Below are 24,988 nucleotides of genomic sequence, written 5' to 3' on the forward strand. Positions count from 1 at the left end.
TTCAGTCCTTTCCCGCCGGATCGGTCACGTCCACGACGGCCTTGATGTTTCCGGGTGTCCGATCGGATTCGAGTGCGTCGGCGGTCTTGTCGAGGGGGAACCGGGCGGTGACCATCGAGTCGAGATCGACCCGTCCCGCCCCGAGGAGCGCGAGCGCGGTCGGCCACGTGTTCGCGTAACGGAACACGCCGGTCAGGATCAGTTCGCGGTTCTGGACCCACTGCACCGGCAGGGTCATGGTCTCGGCGCCGGATCCGACGAGGACGACGGTGCCGCCGGGACGGACCGCGCGGATGCCCGAATCGACGGCGGCGGGGGCGCCGGACGCGTCGACGTAGGCGTCCACGCGCAGGGCCGACGGGTCGTCGACGCTGGGATCGAGCGCAGCGCTCGCCCCGAACGACAGTGCGGTCTCGCGTCGTCGCTCGTCGAGGTCGGTGACGACGACCTCGACCGCACCGAAGGCGCGCGCGACCTGTGCGACGACGATGCCGACGGGCCCGGCACCGGTGACGAGGACTCGTGAGCCGGCGGTGACACGGGCCTTCCGGACGGCCGCGATACCGACCGACAGCGGCTCGCACAGGGCGGCGGCATCGTCGGACACGGTGTCCGGAACGGGATGCGCGAAGGCCGCCCCGATGGTGACGTACTCGCACAGCGCGCCGTCGACGGGCGGTGTGGCGAAGAAGCGCATGTGCGGGCACAGGTTGTAGTCGCCGCGGCGCGTCTCCTCGGTGAGCGGGTCGGGGCGTTGCGGTTCGATCGAGACCCGCTCGCCGATCCGGCTCTGCGGAACACCGTCCCCGACCGCGACCACGACCCCGGAAGCCTCGTGGCCGAGCACGATCGGATCGGTCACGACGAACTCGCCGATACGTCCTTCGCGGTAGTAGTGCGCGTCCGAACCGCACACCCCTACGGTGGTCACCCGGACGAGGACGTCGCCGGGCTCCGGTGCAGGTAGTGGCCTTTCCTGCATCTCGATGCGGCCCGGTTCGAGAAGTACGGCGGCACGCATCGTGTCCGGGAGCGGCGGGCGAACTGTTGTGTGGGTCACACTGTGATGCTAACGTACTGAGCAGATGCACGCACCCCTGAGCAGATGCTCACGGAGCGTCCGAATACTGCTCACACCAAGGAGAGCTCGTGACCGCCCCCGGCCCCACCAACATCCCGGACACGGAGAGCCCGGTATCCACCGATGATCTCCGTCTCGCCGTGCGGGCCGCAACGCTCTACTACCTCGACGGACTCACGCAGGCCGAGGTGGCGCAGCGTCTCGGCGTCTCCCGTCCCACCGCCGGCCGGCTCGTCGCGCGCGCTCGCGCCCAGGGCCTGGTGCGCATCGAGGTCACCGTGCCACCCGCCTGGCGCGACGACCTGCACGCCGAGACCGAACGGGCACTCGAAGAGCGATACGGGCTCGTCGAGGCCGTGGTGGTCGGGCGCCGGGTCGACGACGCGGGTCCGATCGAGGACTCCGCAAGCTTCACCGCCCTCGGGCGCGCCGCCGCCGGCCTGCTCACCCGCCGTCTCCACCCCTCCGACACCCTCGGATTCACGTGGGGTCCGGAGACCGTCGCCGTGGCACAGGCCATCCCGTCGGGTGTCGCCAGTTGCGCCACGATCGTCCAACTCGACGGCTCCATCTCCATGAGCGCCTACCAGACAGGTACCGAGTTCGTCCTCGGCCGCTGCGCAGAACAGCTTCGGGCGCAACCGCTCCGGCTTCCCGCACCGCTGTACGCCGATCCGTCCACGGTCGCGTCGATGCGCGCCGACTCGTTGATCTCCCGCACGCTCGAGGTCGGGCGCCGCGCGGAGGCGATGATCTTCGGTGTGGGCGCCGTGTCGACCTCGACCACCCTGTTCGAGGGCAGCTTCCTCGACACCACGATGCTCAACGAACTCGACGGCCTCGGTGCGGTCGGTGAGATCGGCGGCCGGTTCTTCCGTGCCGACGGCACCGCCGTGCACGGCGAACTCGAAAGCCGCACCATGTCGGTACCTCTCGACGACGTCCGCGACTGCCCCGCCACGATTCTCGTCACCGGCGGACAGTCCAAGCACCGCGCTGTACTCGGTGCTCTCCGAGGCGGTCTCGCGAACATGCTCGTCTGCGACATCGCGTGCGCCCAGTACCTGCTCGACCATCCCGACCAACGCCCTCGAGAACGGCACCCCGAAGGACGAGGCACCACCGAAATGAGGTAGACCATCGTGCCTACAGCAAGAAGATCCATCCGCGCGGCCGCGGCAGGAGCCGTGGCCCTGAGCGTCGCACTGACCGGTTGTGCCGGTGCAGGATCAATCGGTACGTCCGGCCGCACCGTCACCATCGCGATGGTGTCGAACTCCCAGATGCAGGACGCACAGCAACTCGCGTCGCAGTTCGAGGCCGAGAACCCGGAGATCGACCTGAAGTTCGTCACCCTCTCCGAGAACCAGGCCCGCGCCAAGATCACCGCGTCCACGGCGATGGGCGGTGGCGAGTTCGACGTCGTGATGATCAGCAACTACGAGACTCCCCAGTGGGCGGAGTACGGCTGGCTCACGAATCTGTCACCGTACATCGAGCAGACCGACGGCTACGACGCCGACGACATCATTCCCTCGCTGCGCGAAGCACTCTCGTACGAGGGCGATCTGTACTCGGTGCCCTTCTACGGCGAATCGTCGTTCCTCATGTATCGCAAGGACCTGTTCGAACAGGCCGGCATCACGCTGTCCGACCCGCCGACCTGGACCGAGGTCGCCGAGGCCGCAGCGCAACTCGACAGCCCCGACATCAACGGCATCTGTCTGCGCGGCAAGCCCGGCTGGGGTGAGCTGCTCGCACCGCTCGACACCGTCATCAACACCTTCGGCGGACGGTGGTTCGACGAGAACTGGAACGCACAGCTGAACAGTCCCGAGGTACGCGAAGCGGTGCAGTTCTATGTCGACCTCGTCCGCGAGTACGGTCAGCCCGGTGCCGCGACGAGCGGATTCAGCGAGTGCGCCACGCAACTCGCGCAGGGCCGGGTCGCCATGTGGTACGACTCCACCTCCGCCGTCTCGACCCTCGAGGATCCCGCGTCGAGCAACGTCGTCGGGAAGATCGGCTACGCGGCCGCGCCCGTCCAGGAGAAGGACCCCTCGGGCTGGCTCTACACCTGGTCGCTCGGCATCCCCGCGAGCAGCGAACACACCGAGGACGCCTGGAAGTTCATCTCGTGGATGACCGACCAGCAGTACCTGCGCACCGTCGGCGAGCAACTCGGCTGGGAGCGGGTGCCGCCGGGCAGCCGACTGTCGACCTACGAGATCCCCGAATACGCCGAGGCCGCCGCGGCCTACGGCCCGATCACCCTCGAATCCATCGAGGGAGCCGACCAGCAGAACCCCACGGTCGACCCCGTCCCGTACACGGGCATCCAGTTCGTGGCCATCCCCGAGTTCCAGGATCTCGGCACCCGGGTCAGCCAGCAGATCAGCGCCGCCATCGCCGGACGGCAGAGCGTCGAGGACGCCCTCGACCAGGCACAGAAGTACGCCGAGGCCGTCGGCGCGACCTACCGGGAGAAGACGTCATGACCGCACCTGCAGCGCAGCGTCCCGCACCGGACGCCGACGAGCGCATCCGCGCCGTACGGGAAGCGAAGGAGGAGCAGATCTCCCGCGCCGAGGGATGGCGCCGGCGCGGCCCCCTGCTCCCGGCCCTGATCTTCACGATCGTTGTCACACAGATCCCGTTCCTGTTCACGCTGTACTACTCGACCCAGTCCTGGAACCTCGTCAGCCCCGGCTCCCGCCGGTTCGTCGGACTCCAGAACTACGTCGACGTCTTCCAGGACAGCCAGTTCTGGCAGGTCACCCTGAACACGGTGATCCTCATCGTCGGCACGGTCCTGATCTCCGTGATACTCGGGCTGCTTCTTGCGCTCCTGCTCGACCGGGCGTTCCTCGGGCGCGGTATCGCACGGACCCTGCTCATCACGCCGTTCCTCGTCACCCCGGTCGCCAGTGCACTGATCTGGAAGACGTCGATGTTCGATCCCGTTTTCGGCATCGTCAACTTCGTTCTCTCCCCCTTCGGATTGGGAGAGGTGGACTGGATCAGCCGGTTCCCGCTCCCGGCCGTGATGGTCGCGCTGGTGTGGCAGTGGACGCCGTTCATGATGCTGCTCATCCTCGCCGGCCTGCAGTCGATGCCCCGCGACATCCTCGAGGCCGGCCGCGTCGACGGCGCCGGAGCCTTCGCACTGTTCCGCGAACTGACGCTGCCGCATCTGCGCCGGTTCATCGAACTCGGCACCGTTCTCGGCGCGATCTACCTGGTGAACACGTTCGACGCGATCTACATGATGACCCAGGGCGGACCCGGCACGGCCAGCTCCAACCTGCCGTTCTACATCTACCAGCGCGCGTTCCTCGGCTTCGACATCGGCCAGGCCGCGGCAATGGGTGTCGTGGTCGTCATCGGCACGATCGTCATCGCCACCTTCGCGCTGCGCCTGATCTTCACATCGTTCACCGGCAAGGAGGAAGCGGCATGAGCACCACGGCCACGCAGCCGCAGGCTTCGGACACCACGGCACCCACCGGCCGTGTCATGCGCACGGCCCGGAAGCGCAAGAACCGCAAGTTCAATCCCTGGGGTGTGGTCGCGTGGATCGCCGCCATCGGATTCTTCTTCCCGGTCTTCTGGATGGTGCTCACCGCCTTCAAGCAGGAGGCCGACGCCTACTCCGACCCACCGAAGTTCTTCTTCACCCCCACCCTCGACCAGTTCCGGGCGGTGTTCGAGACCGGAGTGGGCACGGCCCTGCTCAACTCGGCCTTCGCCACGATCGTCTCGACGGTGCTGGTCCTGCTGCTCGGCGTGCCGGCGGCCTTCGCGCTGTCGCTGCGGCCGGTGAAGAAGACCAAGGACGTGCTGTTCTTCTTCATCAGCACGAAGATGCTGCCCATCGTCGCGGCGATCATCCCGCTGTACGTGATCGTCGCGAACGTCGGCCTGCTCGACAACATCTGGGCCCTGATCATCCTGTACACGGCGATGAACCTGCCCATCGCGGTGTGGATGATGCGGTCGTTCTTCCTCGAGGTCCCGGGCGAGCTGCTCGAGGCGGCGAGCATGGACGGCGCGAGCCTGTGGACGGCGGTGCGCGAGCTGATCCTGCCGCTCGTCTCCCCCGGCATCGCTGCGACCGCCCTGATCTGCGTGATCTTCTCGTGGAACGAGTTCTTCTTCGCCGTCAACCTGACCGCTGTTCAGGCGCAGACAATTCCCGTCTTCCTCGTCGGCTTCATCACCGGTGAGGGCCTGTACTGGGCCCGGCTGTCCGCCGCCGCGACGATGGCGGCGCTGCCCGTCGTGCTCGCGGGCTGGCTCGCCCAGAACAAGCTCGTGCGCGGCCTGTCGTTCGGCGCCATCAAGTAGACCCGATTCCTTTTACAGCAAGGACTTCCATCATGGCCGACATCACCTACCGCAACGCCTCGTGCATCTACGAGAACTCCGACACCTTCGCGGTCGATTCGCTGAACCTCGACATCGAGAACGGTGAGTTCGTGGTCCTCGTCGGACCGTCCGGATCCGGCAAGAGCACCGCGCTGCGCATGCTCGCCGGGCTCGAGGACATCGACGAGGGGTCGATCTCCATCGGCGGCAAGGACATGACCGGTGTGCCGTCGAAGGACCGCGACATCGCGATGGTCTTCCAGAACTACGCGCTGTACCCGAACAAGACGGTCGCCGAGAACATGGGCTTCGCTCTGAAGATGCGCGGTGTGAGCGCGGACGAGCGGCGCCGCAAGGTCGAGGAAGCGGCGAAGATCCTGGACCTGACCCAGTTCCTCGACCGCAAGCCCGCCAAGCTGTCCGGTGGTCAGCGCCAGCGCGTCGCGATGGGACGCGCGATCGTGCGCGAGCCACAGGTGTTCTGCATGGACGAGCCGTTGTCGAACCTCGATGCGAAGCTGCGCGTGCAGACTCGCACCGAGATCGCGGCGCTGCAACGCCGTCTCGGCACCACCACCGTCTACGTCACCCACGACCAGGTCGAGGCGATGACGATGGGCGATCGCGTCGCCGTCCTGAAGAACGGAGTGCTGCAGCAGTTCTCCAGCCCCACCGAACTCTACGACCGTCCCGCCAACGCGTTCGTCGCCGGTTTCATCGGCTCACCGTCGATGAACCTGCTCCGCGCGAAGGTCGTCGACGACGGAGTCGTCGTGGGCAGCACCGTCATCCCCGTCGAACGCGACCGCATCGCGCGACTGCACTCCGCAGGCATCGAGGAGGTCACCGCCGGGATCCGGCCGGAGGACTTCGAGATCGCCGACGAGGGCGTCGAAGCCGTCGTCGAACTCGTCGAGGAACTCGGCAGCGAGTCGTACCTGTACACGCGGGTGCCCGGCACCGGCAATCAGGTGGTCGCGCGGGCCCTCGTCCGCACCCCCGCACGCCTCGCCGACACCGTGCACCTGCGCAAGCGCGAAGGTACGGTGCACCTGTTCCACGTCGACACCGGAGAGCGAGTGGGCGACTGACCCGGCGACGGAAGGATCCTCAGTGGGCGAGCAGAAGGAACGGATGCTGGCCGGCGAACTCTACATCGCCGACGACCCCGAACTCGCCGCCGACGCGCTGCGGGCAGCGCTGCTGACCGAGAAGTACAACGCGTCGAGCGCAGCGGATACGGATGCGCGTCGCGCACTCCTCGAGGAGTTGTTCGACGCGATCGGTGACGACGTGGAGATCCGGCCGCCACTGCAGGTGGACTACGGGTATCGGATCACCGTGGGGGACGGGACATTCGTCAACTTCGGCGCGATCATGCTCGACGTCGCGCCGATCACGATCGGCTCGGACGTGCAGATCGGCCCGAACGTGCAACTCCTCACCCCCACTCATCCCCTCGATCCCGATCTCCGCCGCGCGAAGTGGGAATCGGCGCAACCCATCACGATCGGCGACAACGTGTGGCTCGGCGGTGGCGCAATCGTCGGACCGGGCGTCACGATCGGCGAGAACACGGTCGTGGGAGCCGGCGCGGTGGTCACCCGCGACCTGCCGCCGAACGTCGTGGCGACGGGCGTACCTGCTCGGGTGACGCGCCGGCTCTGAACCGATCGAAGCCACCGCCTCCGAGTCGATCGGAGCGGAACTTGCGTCGATCCCGACGCTCGCTATGCTGCCCCGCATGATCAGTCGCCGCGCACGCCTCGTCAGCTTCGTCGTCGTCGCGGGTGCGGCACTCGTCGCGGCAGGGTGTTCGCGCAGCGTGGAGGGTGAGGCCACCGCATCCGAAGCACCCCCCGAGCCGTCGAGCACCACGGCGACTTCGTCGGCGCCGACCACGACCGCGACCGCCACGGCCGCACCGAAGCCGGTCGACCCCGACGACTACGCGGCGACCAGCGAGGGCGTGTACTACTTCGCCTCGCCGGGCGGGCAGTTCGGATGCGCCATCCTCGTCCACACCGCTCCCCTGACGGGCTGCCAGGGCACGATGCCGGCGAGTGCGCCCCGGGTCCCCGGCAGCGGCGCGCCCGACGTGCTGGTGCCCGCGAACGCCCTGATGCTCGAAGGGGACGGCCCCGGAGAGTGGGTCAGCATCGGCGACATCGCGTTCACGGATCTCGGAGGTGCCCCGAATACGCTGCCCCACGGCAGCACTCTCACCGTTGATCCGTTCACGTGCACCGTCGACGAGAAGACCGCTGTCACGTGCGAGACGGACACCCATGGCTTCACCGTGTCGGAGACCGGTGGCGAGGTGTGGTGACCGCATCGGCGATCAAGGAGCGCGGTCAGGGCAGGTCGTCCCGCGCCATCGGCATCATGAAATCGCCGATCTCGTCCCGCATCCACCACTGGCGCGTCGCGCGTCGTTCGGCGCGCGTGGCGAAGCGGTAGCGGAACAGGCGGGCCCGCACCAGACGGGGCGGTTCGTCCGGGAACGGGTTGTGCCGGAGCAACTTCACGGTGGCCGGATCGTTCTCCAGCAGTTTTCCCGCGAACCGCGGGAACCACCCCGCGGCGTAGTCGCGCGAGATCCCCGCGAACCACATCAACCAGTCCAGACGCAGGTGGTACGGCGCGTACTGACGAGGCCTGCGATACACGTCGCCCGGTTTGCCCTTGAACTCGTACTCGCGCCACTCCGTCGCCGGTGTCACCACCGCATCGGTGGTGCCTTCGACGATCACTTCCCGCCGGGTGCGTGTGACGGTGCCGAACGCGCCGTAGGTGTTCACGAAGTGCCATTTGTTGAACGAGGCGTTCATCGCCTGCCGATGCGACATCAGATTCGACACCGGCCAGTAGCTGAGCACCGCGACCAGCACGGTCAGCGCCACCACGGCGACGGTGAACGCGATCGGTGTCGGACCGTAGGTCGTGGTGGAGTCGATCAGCAACCCGTAGAAGCTGTCGGGCACCACCGACAGCGCGATGACGATGGTGATCCAGTTGAGCCACGCGAAATTGCCGCTCGTCACCAGCCACAACTGCGTGACGATCATGATCAGTGCGGCGATCCCGGCGACCGGTTGCGGCAGGAACAATCCGAACGGCACGACGAGCTGGGTGAAGTGGTTACCCGCCACCTCCACCTTGTGCAGCGGCCGCGGGATCAGGTGGAAGTAGCGGCTGAGCGGGCCGGGCATCGGCTGGGTTTCGTGGTGGTAGTACAGGCACGTCAGATCGCGCCAGCACCGGTCGCCGCGCATCTTGATCAGTCCGGCACCGAACTCCAGGCGAAACAGCAACCAGCGCAGCAGGATCAGCACGAGCAGCGGAGGCGCGGTATCGGCGTTGCCCAGGAAGATCGCGAGCACACCGCCCTCGAGCAGCAGCGACTCCCAGCCGAACGAGTACCAGACCTGGCCGACGTTGACGATCGACAGGTACAGCAGCCACATCACGAACCACACGAGCATGCAGACCACGAGCGGCAACTGCTCGGTGACACCGAGCACCGTCACCACCGACAACACGAGACCCACCGCGGCAACCGCGGTGAACAGAGCGTCGGAGTATCTCCAGTGGAACAGGCTCGGCGACTGCCGGAACGATGTGAGCGCCAGGAAGCGCGGGGCGGGAAGGATGCCGCGTTCGCCGATCAGCGCCCGGAACTGCAGCAGGGCCGCGAGGAAAGCCACGGCGTACAGCACCGCGAGTCCACGGGTGACCAGCAGCCGCCCGATCGTGTACCCGTCCGCGTCCAACCAGTCCATCGCTCGGCTCGTTCGTCGTCTGTCGTGCGCGCCATCTCGAGCATGCCACGTCCGGTTCGCCGACGGAGACAGTGTTGCGACGATGGGTCGACGGGATCGGGCCTCGTCCTCACTCGATACGGGTGCGGAGACCGACAGGCTACACGCGGATCTCCCGCCGCAGCCCACTCGCTCGGAGCACCTGCCGTGCCACGCCCGCGCGTACCGCATCCTCGGTCCCGATGATCCGCACGTGCGACCGCGCACGCGTGATCGCGGTGTACAGCAGTTCGCGGGTGAGCAGCGCCGATCCCGAATCGGGCAGCACCACCGAGACGGTGCCGTACTGACTGCCCTGGCTGCGGTGGATCGTCATCGCGTAGACGGTGCTCACCGCCGGGAGCTGACTCGGGCGCAGTTCGAACGGCGTCTCGCCGCGTGCGAACGCCGCGACGAGTTCGTCGCCGCGCCGCACGACCACGCCGGTGTCGCCGTTGTAGATCTGCATGTCATGGTCGTTCGCGGTGACGAGCAACGGCCGGCCCGGATACCAGCTCTCGGGATCGAGTCGCTGCCCCGCGGCCTCCCCGATCCACTCGGCGGCCTGCCGCGCCCACCACTGCACGCCGGCCGGGCCGTCGCGGTGCGCGCACAGCAACCGATGTTCCTCGAACCGCTTCAGCGCCGTCTCGACGTCCCCCGTCTCGGCGGACTTGGTGACCTCGGCGGCGGAGCGGACGATGTCGTCGCGTAGGGCGTCGAGGTCGGAGGGGGCCACGAACGAGACCTCCGGGTCGCCCCTGCGCAGGATGTCGAGCACCTCGTCGCCGGCGCCCTTACGGACGGCCACCGCCAGCTCGGCGATCGCACCACCGAAGCGGCGGCCGCGACTCAGCCGCACGACACCGCCACCGAGCCGGGCGCGTTGGGCCGGAGTGAAGGCCGCCTCGGCGGGGTCGTCGGCGGCCGCCACATCGCGGGCGACGACCCGTTCGAAGACCGGATCGAGGGTGCCGCTGACCGGGCGCCCCACGAGGTCGGCAAGCACAGCACCGGCGTCGACCGAGGCGAGCTGGTCGGGGTCGCCCACGAGGACGAGCCTGGTGTCGGGCCGCACCGCCTCGAGCAGGCGGCACATCATCGTCAGCGACACCATCGACGTCTCGTCGACGACGATCACGTCGTACGGCAGGTGGTTGCCCGCGTGGTAGCGGAAGCGGGTGCGGCCGCGCTGCCAGCCGAGCATCCGGTGCACGGTCATGGCGGTGAGATTCGGCGGCAGACCCAGCTCGGTCTCCTGCTCGCGCACCGATTCCTGGAGGCGCGCAGCGGCCTTGCCGGTGGGAGCGGCCAGGCCGATGCGCAGTTCGTGTCCGTACAGGCGGGTGAGCAGCGCGAGGATCCGCGCCACGGTGTGGGTCTTGCCGGTGCCCGGCCCGCCCGCGATCACCGTGGTCGGTCGGGTGGCGGCGAGTGCCGCCGCGACGCGCTGACGATCGGGTGCCGGCGCGGGCCGGGAGGGATCGTCGGGATGGTGGAACAGCTCGTCGAGTGTCGCCGCGATGCGCTCCTCGTCGAGGTCGGGGAACGTCGCCGTGCGCTCGGCGAGCACCCGGCGGATCGTCTGCTCCTGCCGGAAGTACCGGTCGAGATACAGCAGCGGACCTTCCGCGGTATCGACGAGACGCAGCGGACGCAGAGGTCCGCGGTCGCCACCGACCACGAGGGGGCTGCGACGCAGCGCCGCGAGCACGTCCTCGTCGCGAGGCCACGGCAGGCTCGCGGGGTCGACGACGGGATGGCCGTCCGCGTCCTCGTCGACCGTGACCTCGCGGAAACGGGTGAGGTCGAGGCACACCGACCCGGATCGCACGGCACGCACTGCCAGCGCGGTGGCGAGATGCACGTGCGGGTCGTCCTCGCCGCCGAGCGCCGCGAGTCGCAGGGCGACGTGCACGTCGGCGGCGGATAGTGCGCCCACCTCGTTGAACTGCCGCAGAGCGCCCTTGCCGCGCTGGGCGATCCGAACGTCGGTCATGGACTCGATCACGAAATCATGGCCTTTCCGGCGAGGAGGTCGGACAGGTCGGTGACGAGATCGGCCGGCGGATGCCAGTCGAACACGCCGCTGCCGGGTGGACTGTCCGGTCCGGCCATGCCGCGGACGAACAGGTACTGCACACCACCGAGGTGGACGTGCGGGTCGTAGTCGCGCATCCGCCACCGCAGATAACGGTGCAGGGCAACGGAATAGAGCAGAGCCTGCATCGGATAGTGCGCGCGGAGCATCTCCGCCGCCATCGACTCGCGGGTGTAGTGGGCGGTGGTCAGTTCGTCGACGGGCGCGAGCCGGTTGGTCTTGTAGTCGACGACGACGAATCGCGGACCGTCGGTGCGCAGCACGGCGTCGATACTGCCGTTGAGGTAACCCCGCAGCGGCACGGACTCGAGGGTGCGCACCAGATCGGCGTAGGTCGCCATCGGATCGTCGGCGGGCAGGTGCCGGCGCAGCAACCCACCGACCGCGTCGAGGGTGACGGTGACGGGCACCGGGCTGTCGCCTCCGGTGAGCGGCAACTCGAAGTCGAGTTCGGAGAGCCGGTCGGACGGCGTGAAGTCGGCGAGGGTCCGGCCGAGTGGCCCGAGCGGGGTGCGCATCACCGGGAGCAACGCCGCCGCGAGCTGGACGGGGTCGATCGGCGACATCTGGCGTCGCACCGTCTCGTGGCAGCAGTCGAGTAGTTCGGCCTCGAGGTCGGCGGCGGAGGTGTCGACGACCTCGAGGACGGCGTGCACCAGCGTGCCGAAGATCGTGCCGCCGGGCAGTCCGTTCATCGGTGACGGAATGCCTTCGCGCGCCGCTTCCGGTGCGCTCAGCGGAGGCTCGGCAGGCTCGTCGGTCGTCACCGGTTCCTCCACCTCACCGCTCACCACGGGCGCATCGTGCACCGAGGCGGTGAGCGCCGAATAGGAGGTCCTGCGCCAGTTCTCGTCGACGACCCGATCGAAGCGCGCGGCGGCGAGTGGGCCGGTCTCCACGCGGGGGCGGGTCCAGCGCAACACCGGAATCGGGTGCGGCCCGACCGCTTCGGCGGCGATGACCCCATCGGCGCGCGCGGCCCACCGGTCGAATTCCTCGGCCATGGCCTCGTCGTGGCCGATCCGGCCTTCCGCGGAGACCTCTGCCGAACCGGGATCGCGGGCGAACAGCAACCGGTGCAGCGGAGACCGCGAGGTGGGGGTGGACGGCGCCCACCAGAGGGTGAGCGCACACTGCGCGCGCGTCACCGCCACGTACAGCAGGCGCAGTTCCTCTCCCGCCTCCTCGAGTTCGTGCTGACGCCGCCGCGCGACATAACCGGGACCGCTCTTGCCGCCCACATCGAGGATGCGTCGGCCGTTCTCGTGCAGCAGCAGCTTGTCGGGCTCGGGGTTCTTCGCGGCATCCCACCCGTACGGGACGTGGACGACGGGGAATTCGAGTCCCTTGCTGCCGTGCACGGTGAGGATCTGGACCGCCGCGGCGTCGCTGTCGAGGCGCCGGACCCGGTCGGCTCCACCTCGGTCGGGGTCGTTGATGCGATCCTCGAGCCAGCGGGTGAGTGCGGCCAGCCCCAGCGACTGTGCCGAGGCGACGTCCTCGAGCAGCTGTGCGACGTGCCGGATGTCTGTGAGGGTGCGTTCCCCGGACGGCTGATCGAGGAGGCGGGCCTCGACCGAACCGAAGGACGCGAGGCGTTCGAAGACGGCGGCGAAGCCGGTGCGGGCGTAGACGTCGTTCAGTTCGCGGAGCAGTCCGCCGACCTCCACGACCAGCGCTTCGCCCTCCGAATCGATGTCGGTCATCGTGCGGCCGAGCAGCGGGGTGAGCGCGGCGAGCCGGACGCGATCGGCGCGGTGGGGCTGCTCGAGCGCATAGAGAACCCACAGCCAGTGCTGTGCGGACGGTGTGGCGAACACACTCGTGCCCCCGGCGACCACGCACGGCACGTTCGCCTTCGTCAGCGCGTCGTGGACGAGCGTCACCTGTTTGTGTTTGCGCACGAGGACCGCGATGTGCCCGGGTTGCACACGCTCGGGACCGGAACCGAGGTCGACGGTGACGTTCTCGTCGTCGAGCAGGCGCACGATGTCGGCCGCCACGTCGCGAGCGACCCGCCCACGTAAGCCGTCGAGGTTCTGCGGGAAACCCCAGTCGTTGAGCGGACCGGCACCGGCGCGGGGCAGGTGACGCACCCGCAGGGACGCGATACCCGAGAGCCGGGAATCGGCGGCTGCCGCCTTCACCGGGTTCACCACGATGCGGGGATCACCGAGAGCCGCACCGAGATGGACGTGTTCGAGCGCCCGGACGAGATCGCCGTCGCTGCGCCAATTGGTGGTCAGCTCGCAGTAGGTGTCGGATTCGGAGACGGCGTCGAGATAGCTGAGCACCTCCGCGCCGCGGAAGGCGTATATCGCCTGTTTCGGGTCGCCGACGAGCACGAGCGTGCTGTGCCCGTGGAACGCCCGGCGCAGGATCTCCCACTGCTTGGGGTCGGTGTCCTGGAACTCGTCGACGAGGACGACGGAGAAGCGCGCACGCATCCGCCGGCAGGCGGCGTCGCCGTGCTCCGGATCGCCGAGCACCGCGTGCAGTAGGGACAACTGGTCGTCGAAGTCGCGCAGTCCGAGCCGGCGCTTGCGCCGTTCGACCTCCTCGCGGACCGCACGCGCGAATTCCACACGCTCGCCTGCCGCGGTGCCGTCGGCGTCGTTCGGTGCGAGTTCGGCCTGCGGGTCGAAGATCGCCTCCTTCGCGGCGACGGCCGCCTCGGCGTAGGTGATGGGGGCCTGTCCCCTGCCGTAGCGCCGCAGGTAGAGATCGTCGACGACCTCCACCCGCAGGTCGTCGACGTCCTCGACGACCGTGACGTCGGGTTCGCGTTCACCGGCGATCCCGAGTTCGTCGAGCATGCGGCGGCAGAAGCCGTGCGTGGTGGAAATGGTGCCGGAGTCGAAGTCGGACAACGCCTGTCGTAGGCGGGCCCGCCGCGCGTCGACGTCCTCGCTCGCGAGATGACGGACGAGCATGTCGGTGCTCGCCCGCGCACTCTCGGGATCGGCGAGGGCGGTGGCGACCTGCGCGAACCGGTTCCGGGTACGTTCGCGCAGTTCCTGCGTCGCAGCCCGGCTGAAGGTGACGAGCAGCAGATCCGACAGGTGGGCGCGCCCTTCGGCGACGAACCGGGTGGCGAGCCCGACGATCGCGTACGTCTTCCCCGTTCCCGCGCTGGCCTCGAGAACGGTGGTGCCGCTCGGCAGCCGGCCGAGCAGATCGAAGCCTGCCGGCGGCGGACCGCCCGCGGCGCGCGGATCGGTGATGGCGGTATCGGGCACGCTGCGTCCTTCTCTCACGGGCGTCCCTGGTTCTCGGAGGCGAGCAGGGGTTCCCACAACCGTCGGGCGAGCACACCGAAACGGGTGGGGTCGTCGAACCAGCCGGCCTCGACACCCTCCGGTGCGTCGGCGGTGAGCTGCCCGAACGTGACGTCGGGCCCGTACAGATACTGCACGTGACGGTCCTTGCCGTCGCCGAACGCGCCACCGAACGCCTTCCCGGCGGCCGACAGTGCCATCTCCACGGAATCACCGCGGTGGCGGCGATCGGCGTACTCGGCCGACGCGCCCGTCACGAGCGGCAGCGGCCGGCACAGTCCACGATCGCGCAGATCGACGAGTGCGGCGAGCAGCGCGACGGGATCGGCGGGAGCCAGAAGGGTCGAGCGCCAGGCCGGATACGAGCGCGAACGGCTGCGCCCGGTGGTCACCGCACGCCACTGTCCGGGATGACCCGAGGCGACGACGGCGAGCAACCGGATCCATGCTTCCAGCCGGTGTTTCGGGGACAGCTTGGAATAGGTGCTGCGGGCCAGTACCTCGCCGTGTACACCTCCGACGGTGCCGGTGAGCCGACGACCGTCGCCGAGATCGACGCGGATGTCGACGGTGCGGGCCTGCCCGGTGTGCACACCGGCGCAGGCGTGCACGAGGCGGTCGACGTTGTCGCTCACCGCGTCGAGGGTCCTGCGGCCGAGCGCGAACGGCGGGAGCGTGCCGCGACGCCATTCCGCGTCCTGGAAGGCACCCGCGGACATGCCCGCCAATCGCGCTTCGAGCATGCGGTCGCCCAGTTGCCACTGGGCGAGACCGTCGAGTTCGACGTCGAGTGCGTCGGCGATGCCCTCGTCGGTGTCGGGGATCCGCAGACCGAGTCGCTGCCGGAGGAATCCCTGCGTCGGATGTGTCAGGAAGGAAACGAGTTCGTCGAGATCGACATCGGTGCGTGCCGGGGCCGGAAGGTCGTCGACGAGGAGCGCACCCGACCGGTCGCGCTCCACCGAACCTCCTTGTCCGGCACGGGCTCCCGCGAGTGCGGTGACACCGAACCCGAACGGGTCGTCGGCCCGGAAATTGCGCGGATCGAAGGGCTGCAGGGGATGTCGCCGCACGATGCGCTCGTCGTCGACGTCGACTCCCGTCATCGTCGACACCACGTCGCGCACCTCGGTGAGCGGAATCGCCGGTGGGCGCAGTGCTCCGGTGACGGCGTCGGCGCCGGTGTGGAACAACAGCACACGCTCCTCCGCGGCCATCAGCGCGTCGAGCAGCAGCTGCCGGTCCTCGCTGCGCGGATCACGCTCTCCCACACAGGGGTTCTGGGTCAGGACATCGTCGCCGTCGATGTGGGCCGTGCGAGGGAAGACGTCGTCGTCGAGACCGAGGAGAACCACCACGCGATGGGGCACCGAGCGCATCGGCACCATCGTGCACACGGTCAGTTCGCCGGTACGGAAGTTCGAGCGCGACGGACGCCCGGCGAGCCGGGAGCCGAGCATGGACCGGACATCGCTCAGGGACAACTGCGTGTCGCCGGCATGCTCGACGGCCTCGCCGATCTCGCGACGCGCGCGGGTGAGCTGCCATGCGTCGGCGGCGGGAACGTCGGCGAGCAGGTCGATGCCGTAACCGAGTTCGTCCGACCACCGCGCCGCCGGGTGCGGGCCGCGCAACCGGAGCAGCACCACCGTCAACCGGTCGATGAACTCGGCGAACCGCCCGGCGAGGTCGATGTCGTTGCTGTCGACGTCGTCGAGGGGCAACGACAGGGACAGCCACTCTCCGTCCGCGCCGTCTGCGGCGACACCGAGCAGGATACGGTCGAGTGCCGCGCCGAAAGTGTTCTGCATGAAGTCGCCGAGACCGAAGCTCTTGCGCTGCCACGGCCCGAGACCCCAGCGGGCACCGGTCTCGGTGGTCCACTCCTGCAGGCGCTCGAGTTGATCGTCGTCGAATCCGAACTTCCGGCGCACCGGAGCCGACGCGGCGAGGTCGAGAACCTCGCTGGCGGTGACCCGGCCGTCGGCGAGCGCGAGCAGTTCGGACACCACCGCAAGGATCGGATCGGTGCGGCGCAGGCCGCGATCGGCGAGACGGACCCGCAGCGTGTGGCCGGGATGCTCGCCGACCCCGGCACCGAAGGCGGCATGGACGAGCGGCGCGTACGTCTCGACGTCGGGGCACATGACGACGACGTCGCGCGGTTCGAGCGTGGGGTCATCGCGGAACAGGTGCAGCAGGCACTCTCGGAGCACCTCGACCTGCCGGGTGGGGCCGTGGCAGGCATGGATCATCACGGTCCCGTCGGGCGCGGCCGATCCGTGTGCGGGGGCGCGGTCGTCGCGGAGATCGGCCTGCAACCGGCCGAGGAGCGTCGCCGGCGGCCGGGGTGAGGGATGCGGAAGGTCGGTGCACTCGAGGCCGGAGAGCCGGCTCTGAAGTTCGCGCACGTCTCGGCCGAGCGCGGCCAGCAGCGGGTGCTGCACCCCGAGAGCGCTGTGGTCGTCGGCGCGACGCATCGACTCCGGACGCCGGGTCAGTCCGTCCCACATCACCGGGCTCGGATGCGGAAGCCAGATGTGCACGTCGCGGTGGTGCCCGAGCGCGGTCAGCACCTCGACGAGGACGGTGTCGAGGCGGGTGGGACCGAAGATCGAGAGTCGTTCGGGCAGGTCGACGACGTCGGGGTCGTCTCGCAGCCGGCCGCACAGTTCGTCGAGTCGCTGCGACGGGCTGTCGACGCCGATGCGGGCGCGCAGCCGTCGCCACAGCTCGGCTTGCCAACGCAGATGGTCGTCGAGAGGCGCACCCGTGCCGTCGGTGTCGTTCCCCGCCGCCCACTGGGAGATCATCCCGGGGCGCTGGAGTCCGTAACTGCGGAGAAGGCCGGTGAGATGCGCTGCGGTGGCGTACCGGCGTCCGGCCCGGTGGTCGTCGGCGCCGTGACCGAGATGCCGCGCGAGGGTGGCGCACCACGGTTCGCCGACGCACTCGTCGATCACCCCGAGCAGCGACCACAACATGCGGGAGGGATGCCACGGATCGTCGTCGGCGGTGATGCCGGAGGCCGCGGCGAGCGCTTCGTCGACGAGGCGGGACGGGGACGGGAAGTCGATGTTGGCGGCCACCCCGTCGCCGGCGGAGGAACCGAGCATTCCCGACAACCGCTGGGTGAGCCATCTTTCGACACCGCGCGCGGGCACCGCGACGACCTCCCGCGCGAACGGATCGTCGAGGGGCTCGGCGAGCACCTCGGCCAGCGCATCCGCCAGGATGCCGGTGCGCTCGGCACGGTGCAGTATCAGCACGCGTCGCTCCCCCTCGTCGTCGCTCGTTCCCGTCCGGTACGGCTTATCACACCGCCCGGACAGGCGACTGCGTCGCAGGTCGCGAGTGCTCCGTGCCGGAGGTTGCGGGCGCTCCGTGCGACGGACGAGCTACAGGACGGGACGAACCCCGCCGGGAGAGACTCCGAAGACCGCCATCGATCGCGTACCCGCGATCGAGACGACGTCCCCGGCACGAAGTGGAGTACGGGGACTGCGGACCTGGCGATGATTGACGCGGACGAGACCTTCCATGAGCAGCGCCGCCGCTTCACCGCCCGAGCCGGCCAGTCCGCTCTCCTGGAGGAAACCGAACAGGGAGTCGCGCACGAGTGCCTCCATGACACCTACGGTCCCCTCCGGAGGCGACGATGCCTCCTCACACGGGGTCCGTGCGGGTGCACATCCGATGAACACACGGCGAACACCGGCGGCCGGGATTCAGGTCTCGGTCGAGATATCGAACAACGACAACTGGTTCCTCGTCATCTCGGCAGTGATATCCGCGCGGTAGCGCTCCCCCAGATTCTGTGCGACATGGGCAGGGCAACCGAGTTCGCTGCCGATCTGCTCCCAGGTGTATCCGGCCTCGCGGCGTTCCCACGCGTAGCCGCCGTCCTCGTCCCACGGCATCGACATGATCCGATGGTGGCCTGGGTCACACCCCTCTTCAACGACCTGACCCGGTGTGTCGCCGACGAATCCGGCGAGAACGACGATGCCGCCGTACCTCGGAAGAGGAACGACGGCATCGGACCAGATGATCCGTGGATCGGAAGCCGATCGATCGGGCGCCCCTGCGAATCAGTTCTCCGTGAGCCACTTGTCGAGGTCGATCCGATCGTTCTGGACGATGTTCTCGACGAGCTGGACGATGAGGCCCTCGATCTGCCCACCGACGACGGGAACCTTGACGGTGGCCTCGCCACGCACCTCGATCTCGGTACCGCCGTCCGCGTTGCCACGAAGCTCCGAATGGGCCGCGATCGTGATCGGCAGCCCCGACGTGCTGCCGGCGAGGGTTCCCTGCGCCGTACCGTCCTCGAGTCCGCCCCATTCGTCGGTGCGCTCGATGATCAGAGGTCCTCGCACCACGCCCCGGACGACCGCGGGCAGCGCGGAGGTGTCGATCTGGTCGGAGACCTTCGCGCGGAAGGTCCCGGGACCGGAGCCGACCTCGAGCTGCGCCACGCCGGTCTGGCTCGCAGCCAGTCGGCTGTTCCAGAAGTCCTCGCTGGTCAAAGCGCCGTGGACGCGTTCGACGCTGTGGTCGAGCGTAGACGTGAAAACGAATTCCTTGGACATGACCGGAGACGATATCCTCCCGCTCGGATCTGGACGAAACGGGCCTACCGGTGTCGTTCTGCCACGTCAGAGAACAGCGACGAGGGTCGCCGCCGCTCCTCCGACGACACCCACCAGAGCGAGCCCGGCCGCCAGGGATCCTGCGACCACCGCGGCGGCTGCGAATCCGCAGACGGCGAGGACGACGAACATCAGCATGCCCGCGATCGGGTGCTCGAGCAGGGCCGGCATCTCCTCCGTCACCGGAGGTTCCACCTCCCTCGACGCCACGGCGGCCGACGGCGGGGCCTCGACGGACCGCGCGTCGATCGTCTGCGCCGGAATGTCGGCCGACTGCGACGGAGCAACCGTCGCCGGAGCGGTGATCACGTCCGTGGGCATGACGGGTGCTGCCGTGGTCATCGTGTCGTCCCCGCTTTCCTTTGTGCTGCTTGCGGCCGTCTCACGGTCGCCGATCAACCTGAGGAGTCAGGCGGACCGCGTCTCGTCCCGGCCTCGATCTCTCACGTCAAGGTGTGCTCCGAAGTTTCCCCGCGAGTAACCGGCTCAAACCGAGACCCGTGCGACTCGCGTGCGCCGAGTGGTCACTGCAGCAACGAACCCGACCAGAGGGTGTGTTATGGATCACATAGACGTTAGCAGTTACGGGGGTCGGGTAGCCGACAGTTGTCACGTCATTTCTCGATGGATGTGAATTCGTCGGTAGATCACCGACTCTTCCAGTGCGAAGGAGGCGAACGCACGATGACCGAGAACCGAACTCCCGCGTTGCTCACCCAGTTGCGCACTCTCCACGAACTGACCCATGCAGAGACCCAGGTCGCCGAAACGCGTGTCGCGCAGGCCCGAACCGAAGCGGTACGCAAGGAGCTGACCGAGAACGCCGAGAACTGCCGCATCCGTGCGGTGGCGATCGAAGAGGCGATCCGCGATCTGGGCGGACTTCCCGATGTGGTCGGGCCGTTCATCGGCCGCGCCGCCATCATGGTGAAGGCCCTCACCGAGCAGGCGCAGCCGTTCGACGAAGCACTGCTGTCGGACCTCGCCCTCGAACATCAGCTCCTCGACCGTGCCCGCTACGTGAAGGCACTGGCCATCGCGGGCGGACACAAGTCGATCGTGTCGCTGGCGGACCGTCTGATCACGGCTCACACGGCGACGGTCGAGTGGCTCACCACCGTCATCGCGGAGGAGGCGCTCGGTGGTCCTGCCGCTCTGCGTCGCACTCCTCTGCAGGCCGCGGCCGGCGCAGCGGTGCGCCTGGTCAACACGCCGGTCACCTGGTCGGCGCGCAGCATCGATCGAGCGATCGATGTCGCCCGCTCGACGCGTCCCCGCATCGAGTCGCTGCTCTCGCGCGGCGCGCATGCCGGTGACGTCGCAGCCAAGACCATCGGTGCCTCGCGCGATGCGGCTCTCGAGACGGCCGAGCGCGTGAGCCGTCGTGAAGGCGCCGACGGTACCGCCGACGCTCTACACAAGGCACGCAGCGCCTCGGGTGTCCTCACCGAGGAGGAGTTGCCGATCCGGAACTACGACGATCTCACCGTCCCGAAGGCCGTGGCGGCGGTCAAGGAACTGACCGAGCCCGCGGACATCCGGGCGATCGTCGCCTACGAGGAAGCGCACAAGGCACGACACGGTGTTATCTCCGCGGCCCAGACCCGTCTGGCCGCCATCGCGCAGGAGGTGGTCGGCATCTGATCCGCCGCACCCCAGTCACGTCACACGATCGCCGGGTCCCTCGTGGGCCCGGCGATCGTCGTCACTGTCGCGGACCCGGCGACCGTCGTCACTGTCGCGGGCGCGGCGACCCATCGTCACTGTCGCGGACCCGGCGACCGTCGTCACCGCCGGTGTCGGTCCCGCTCACAGCGGGTACCCGGCCTCTGCGTTCATCAGAGAGGACACACCATGACCCGCATCCTGTTCGTCGTCAGCTCCGCCGATCATTGGACATTGCAGGACGGCACCCGCCATCCCACGGGCTTCTGGGCGGAGGAACTCGTCGAGCCGTACACCGTCTTCGACGAAGCCGGCTACGACATCACCGTTGCCACTCCGGGCGGCCGCACGCCCGTCGTGGACCAGGCCAGCCTCGAACCCGACGCCGCAGGCGGTGAGGACCGCGTGGCCGAGTTGAAGTCGTCGCTCGAGAAGCTGCAGCCGGTGCTCACCGGTGCGGCGGTGCTCGAGGACCAGCGAGCCGAGGACTTCGACCTGCTGTTCGTGCCCGGTGGCCACGCCCCGATGGAGGATCTGGCTGTCGACGAGCGGTTCGGTGAACTCGTCCGGCACTTCGTCGAGGCCGACAAAGTGGTCGCGATGGTGTGCCACGCCCCGGCTGCCCTGCTTCCCGCCCACGAGTCCGGCGGTCGCTGGTTGTTCGAGGGTTACAGCCTGACTGCGTTCACGAACGTCGAGGAGGTCCAGGCGGGACTGGCCGACAAGGCACCCTGGTTGCTGCAGGACCGCCTGCAGGAGGCCGGGGCCGTCTTCTCGTCCACGGACGCCTGGCAGCCGCACGTGGTGGTCGACCGCGTCCTGTACACGGGTCAGAACCCGGCCTCCTCGCGGCCGCTCGCCGAACGCATCGTCGCTGAGATCCCCGCGCGCGCTACGTCGTGACCTTGCGGACGAAATCGATCGTCCGCTCGAGCGCGGCACGCGCATCCGGTGTCGACAGATCGAACTGGTACTCGTGTGCCAGTTCCGGTGTGTGGTCGTCCGGATAGAACAACGCATCCACCTGCACACCCAGTCCGGTGAGCCGCTGCGCGAGCCTCTCGGACTGGGTGGCGGTGAGCGGATCGGCGTTGCCACCGGAGATGTAGGTGGCCGGGAAGTTCTCGGTGACCGAGTTCAATACCGACATCTGGCCCGCCGCATCCGAAGTGGCGAACTCCCGGGCGCCGGTGTAGGCCCACATCGCCTGCTCCACGCCCCATCCGGTCAGCCCGCCGCTCCCACCGATCGCGGACACGTCGTAGATGCCGCAGTTGAGCACGCCACCGCGAACGTTCTCCCGAGTGAACGCCGGGTCGACACCGAGGGTCGCGGCGTAGTCGGGGTCGGTGATCGCCGCGGCGATCTGCGCGGACAGTTGCGCCCCGGCCGAGTCACCGGCGAGCACGATCCGCTCGGTGTCGATGTGCAGTTCGTCGGCGTGCTCGAGCAAGTAGCGCTGTGCATCGACGAGTTGCCGCACCGGGGTCGGATAGCGGTGGCCCGGTGCGAGCGAGTAGCCGACCGACACCACGGTGAATCCGGCGGCCGCGAGACGCCTGTAGTAGCCCGCGTAGTTGGTGCGGTTACCCGACAACCACGCGCCACCGTGCGTCCACACGATCGTCGGCAGCGCCTCGGTGGTCCCCGGCGGTGTGTACACGTCGAGATAGGCGTCCGGGTCGTCCTCCCGATAGTGGAGGTCGGCGACGAAGTCCGTCTCCGGAGCGTCCACCGCGAGCTTCGCGGTCTGCTCCCGCGCGTCGCGTTCGAACACCTTCCGCACCACCAGTGATCCCGGCACAGGGGTGAGGACGAACGCCGCCGCCACGCCGACGAGCACCACGACGAAGACGATCAGGATCCATCGACCGACGCGCCGACGCGGCGCTCTGTCCGTACTGCCCTCCGACACCTGTCACTCCTACCCGGGTCACGACGCGCCCGGGCGGATCCGGACCGAACGATCATGTCAAACAGTGCGGCGGGATGCGGGTTCTCGGGCGGGGCGTCCGCGCCGCGAGACGACCGTCAGGGTTGTTCGCTCAGCGCCTGCAATCGGGTCTCCTCGAGGTCGAGGCGGCGCTGGGCCGCACCGAGCGTCTGCGAACTGTAGGTACCGCGCGCCCGGCCCTCGAGCAGGGCCCCGCGTTCGGCCGCGATGGTGAGCAGCCGCAGTGGTCACGACGACGAGAAGGACCCCGAGTCCGCTGATGGCCTTGAAGTTCCGGCGGAAGTCCTGGGCCGGCATGCTCAGCGCGGCCGAGTACAGCCGCGATGCTCACGGTGCCGGCGATGCCGACCACTGCCATGAGGGCCAGATCCATTCGGATCATCGTGCTCGCTCATGACCCCTCGGCCGCGGAGCGGTGCACGTGGTGTTCGTCGTGCGTAGACGGATATCGCGGGCTTTCTCGTTGAATGAGAAGAATCGATCCTACGAGCCGTCATCGCTCCCACACTCGTGGAACACATCGGTGTCCCACGCGCGCGGGACGGCGACGACCACGCTGAGGAGAACCCTATGGCCTTGCTCGACGAAGCCCTGTGGACGGGAAAGATCCATCTCGACGGCTGGCGCCCCGGCAACGGCGGCACCACGAAGGTCACCAACCCCTCGACCGGGGAACAAATCGCCGAGATCGGCCTGGCCGACCCCGATGACGTCTACGCCGCCGCCCGCGCTGCCGCCGCCGCACAGAAGTCCTGGGCCGCCACGGCGCCGTCCGAGCGTGCGGAGATCCTCCGTCGCGCCGGCGAGAAGTTCCGTGAGCACGCCGACGAACTCATCGGCTGGGGACTCCGCGAGACCGGGTCCATTCCGGACAAGGCCGCCATGGAGGTGTTCGGTTCCGCCACCGAGTGCTTCGAGGCGTCGGCGCTGCCCACCCATCCGCACGGTGAGTACCTGCCGTCGGACAACGGTCACTGGTCCATCGCGCGCCGCCTGCCCGCCGGCGTCGTCTCGGTGATCGCACCGTTCAACTTCCCGTTGCTGCTCGCGATGCGCTCGGTTGCCCCGGCTCTCGCCCTCGGCAATGCGGTGCTGCTCAAGCCGGATCCGCGGACCACCGTCATCGGTGGTGTCGCCGTGGCCCGGATCTTCGAGGAGGCCGGACTACCCGCCGGTGTGCTGCAGGTGCTGCCCGGTGGTGGTGACGTCGGCGCCGCAACCGTCGATGCTCCCGAGGTGCGGGTGGTCTCGTTCACCGGATCCACCGCCGCCGGACGCCACGTCGGCAAGGCCGGCGCGGAACATCTCAAGCGCACCCACCTCGAACTCGGCGGCAACAACGCGATGATCGTGCTCCCCGGCGCCGACGTCGATCTCGCTGCCGGTGTCGGAGCGATGGGATCGTTCTTCCACCAGGGCCAGATCTGCATGACCACCGGCCGGCACCTGGTGCACGAGTCCGTCTACGACGACTACGTGCGCGCCCTCGCCGCGAAGGCGGATGCGCTCGTCGTCGGCGATCCCGCAGGCGGCCCGGTTCACCTGGGCCCGATCATCGACGAGCGTCAGCTGGCGAACATCGACACGATCGTGCAGGACACCGTCGCCGCGGGCGGCACTCTCGCTGCCGGAGGCACGCACGAGGGGTTGTTCTACCGGCCCACCGTCCTGACCGATCTGACCACCGAGATGCCCGCCTGGGGCCAGGAGATCTTCGGTCCCGTCGCGCCGGTGCTGAAGTTCTCCGACCCGGACGAGGCCGTCGAACTGGCCAATGCGTCCGAGTACGGCCTGTCGGTGAGCATCGTCGGCGACGTGGGACAAGCGATGAAGATCGCCGACCGGATCCACTCGGGCAAGATCCACATCAACGAGATGACCGTCGCCGACGAGGCCAACGCTCCCTTCGGCGGGGTCGGGGCATCCGGTACCGGTTCCCGTTTCGGCGGTCCAGCCGCGAACATCGAGGCGTTCACCGAGACCCAGTGGGTCACGGTGCGTCCCGACATCGCGCCCTACCCGTTCTGACGCAGATCGCGAATCGGCCGGGCGAGCGTGTGCTCGCCCGGCCGTTCTCGTATGCCCGACA

At 68.6% G+C, this 24,988-nt stretch carries 20 protein-coding genes; 10 read left to right on the forward strand and 10 right to left on the reverse strand.

The genetic code is table 11. From position 1 onward, the window contains the following. Nucleotide 1: 1 nt before the first annotated feature. Entirely contained in the window at nucleotides 2-1,021 is a 1,020-nt protein-coding gene (locus BLV31_RS19570) for an NAD(P)-dependent alcohol dehydrogenase (protein WP_064060667.1), read from the reverse strand. A gap of 128 nt (nucleotides 1,022-1,149) precedes the next feature. On the opposite strand from BLV31_RS19570, the gene BLV31_RS19575 reads away from it, so the two are divergent. The 7 genes from BLV31_RS19575 to BLV31_RS19605 all read left to right on the forward strand — a co-directional run bounded on the left by BLV31_RS19575 (nucleotide 1,150) and on the right by BLV31_RS19605 (nucleotide 7,778). After that, nucleotides 1,150-2,217, forward strand: coding sequence for a sugar-binding transcriptional regulator (locus tag BLV31_RS19575; RefSeq protein WP_064060668.1), 1,068 nt, complete (start codon nucleotides 1,150-1,152; stop codon nucleotides 2,215-2,217). Between the two features lie 6 nt (nucleotides 2,218-2,223). Further along, nucleotides 2,224-3,579 (forward strand): ABC transporter substrate-binding protein, encoded by a 1,356-nt coding sequence (locus BLV31_RS19580; protein ID WP_228044940.1) that lies wholly within the window; start codon nucleotides 2,224-2,226, stop codon nucleotides 3,577-3,579. Next, on the forward strand, nucleotides 3,576-4,541 hold the full coding sequence (locus tag BLV31_RS19585) for a carbohydrate ABC transporter permease (RefSeq protein WP_006550640.1): 966 nt from the start codon (nucleotides 3,576-3,578) through the stop codon (nucleotides 4,539-4,541). Before BLV31_RS19580 ends, BLV31_RS19585 begins: the two co-directional genes overlap by 4 nt. Continuing rightward, entirely contained in the window at nucleotides 4,538-5,428 is an 891-nt protein-coding gene (locus BLV31_RS19590) for a carbohydrate ABC transporter permease (RefSeq protein ID WP_006550641.1), read from the forward strand. Before BLV31_RS19585 ends, BLV31_RS19590 begins: the two co-directional genes overlap by 4 nt. Nucleotides 5,429-5,460: 32 nt before the next feature. Further along, complete coding sequence (locus tag BLV31_RS19595; RefSeq protein WP_006550642.1) at nucleotides 5,461-6,540, forward strand: ABC transporter ATP-binding protein; 1,080 nt, start codon at nucleotides 5,461-5,463, stop codon at nucleotides 6,538-6,540. A 22-nt stretch (nucleotides 6,541-6,562) separates the two neighbouring features. Then, on the forward strand, nucleotides 6,563-7,117 hold the full coding sequence (locus tag BLV31_RS19600) for a sugar O-acetyltransferase (RefSeq protein WP_064060669.1): 555 nt from the start codon (nucleotides 6,563-6,565) through the stop codon (nucleotides 7,115-7,117). A 76-nt stretch (nucleotides 7,118-7,193) separates the two neighbouring features. Continuing rightward, a complete protein-coding gene (locus BLV31_RS19605; protein ID WP_254707568.1) occupies nucleotides 7,194-7,778 on the forward strand; it encodes a hypothetical protein in 585 nt (194 codons plus the stop codon). A gap of 25 nt (nucleotides 7,779-7,803) precedes the next feature. Here the strand turns inward: BLV31_RS19605 and BLV31_RS19610 are convergent, their stop codons facing one another. The 8 genes from BLV31_RS19610 to BLV31_RS19645 all read right to left on the reverse strand — a co-directional run bounded on the left by BLV31_RS19610 (nucleotide 7,804) and on the right by BLV31_RS19645 (nucleotide 19,622). Further along, the gene (locus tag BLV31_RS19610) at nucleotides 7,804-9,231 is read right to left on the reverse strand and encodes a lipase maturation factor family protein (RefSeq protein ID WP_019287997.1); all 1,428 of its coding nucleotides are present in this window, start codon (nucleotides 9,229-9,231) and stop codon (nucleotides 7,804-7,806) included. Nucleotides 9,232-9,370: 139 nt separating this feature from the next. Further along, nucleotides 9,371-11,248 carry an exodeoxyribonuclease V subunit alpha gene (gene recD / locus BLV31_RS19615; protein ID WP_024103308.1) on the reverse strand — a complete coding sequence of 626 codons (1,878 nt, stop codon included), beginning with the start codon at nucleotides 11,246-11,248 and terminating at the stop codon, nucleotides 9,371-9,373. An 8-nt stretch (nucleotides 11,249-11,256) separates the two neighbouring features. Continuing rightward, a complete protein-coding gene (locus tag BLV31_RS19620) occupies nucleotides 11,257-14,589 on the reverse strand; it encodes a UvrD-helicase domain-containing protein (RefSeq protein ID WP_064060507.1) in 3,333 nt (1,110 codons plus the stop codon). Nucleotides 14,590-14,603: 14 nt separating this feature from the next. Then, nucleotides 14,604-17,897 (reverse strand): exodeoxyribonuclease V subunit gamma, encoded by a 3,294-nt coding sequence (gene recC / locus BLV31_RS19625; RefSeq protein WP_064060508.1) that lies wholly within the window; start codon nucleotides 17,895-17,897, stop codon nucleotides 14,604-14,606. A gap of 129 nt (nucleotides 17,898-18,026) precedes the next feature. Beyond that, nucleotides 18,027-18,257 (reverse strand): RNA-binding S4 domain-containing protein, encoded by a 231-nt coding sequence (locus tag BLV31_RS19630; RefSeq protein ID WP_019287993.1) that lies wholly within the window; start codon nucleotides 18,255-18,257, stop codon nucleotides 18,027-18,029. 99 nt (nucleotides 18,258-18,356) lie between these two features. After that, on the reverse strand, nucleotides 18,357-18,554 hold the full coding sequence (locus BLV31_RS19635) for a hypothetical protein (protein WP_019287992.1): 198 nt from the start codon (nucleotides 18,552-18,554) through the stop codon (nucleotides 18,357-18,359). A 165-nt stretch (nucleotides 18,555-18,719) separates the two neighbouring features. Beyond that, nucleotides 18,720-19,220, reverse strand: a complete 501-nt coding sequence (locus BLV31_RS19640) for a DUF2505 domain-containing protein (protein ID WP_064060509.1) — start codon at nucleotides 19,218-19,220, stop codon at nucleotides 18,720-18,722. A 66-nt stretch (nucleotides 19,221-19,286) separates the two neighbouring features. Then, a complete protein-coding gene (locus BLV31_RS19645; RefSeq protein WP_006550652.1) occupies nucleotides 19,287-19,622 on the reverse strand; it encodes a hypothetical protein in 336 nt (111 codons plus the stop codon). Nucleotides 19,623-19,964: 342 nt separating this feature from the next. On the opposite strand from BLV31_RS19645, the gene BLV31_RS19650 reads away from it, so the two are divergent. Next, entirely contained in the window at nucleotides 19,965-20,924 is a 960-nt protein-coding gene (locus BLV31_RS19650) for a hypothetical protein (protein WP_064060528.1), read from the forward strand. A gap of 210 nt (nucleotides 20,925-21,134) precedes the next feature. Further along, nucleotides 21,135-21,848 (forward strand): type 1 glutamine amidotransferase domain-containing protein, encoded by a 714-nt coding sequence (locus BLV31_RS19655; RefSeq protein ID WP_006550654.1) that lies wholly within the window; start codon nucleotides 21,135-21,137, stop codon nucleotides 21,846-21,848. Here the strand turns inward: BLV31_RS19655 and BLV31_RS19660 are convergent. Continuing rightward, nucleotides 21,838-22,860 (reverse strand): alpha/beta hydrolase, encoded by a 1,023-nt coding sequence (locus BLV31_RS19660; protein ID WP_064060510.1) that lies wholly within the window; start codon nucleotides 22,858-22,860, stop codon nucleotides 21,838-21,840. The genes BLV31_RS19655 and BLV31_RS19660 overlap by 11 nt on opposite strands. 609 nt (nucleotides 22,861-23,469) lie before the next feature. Between BLV31_RS19660 and BLV31_RS19670 the strand changes: the two genes are divergently transcribed. After that, nucleotides 23,470-24,927: a benzaldehyde dehydrogenase gene (locus BLV31_RS19670; RefSeq protein ID WP_064060529.1), complete on the forward strand. Its 1,458-nt coding sequence runs from the start codon at nucleotides 23,470-23,472 to the stop codon at nucleotides 24,925-24,927. Nucleotides 24,928-24,988 lie beyond the last annotated feature (61 nt).

Source organism: Rhodococcus pyridinivorans (assembly GCF_900105195.1).
Taxonomy (GTDB): domain Bacteria; phylum Actinomycetota; class Actinomycetes; order Mycobacteriales; family Mycobacteriaceae; genus Rhodococcus; species Rhodococcus pyridinivorans.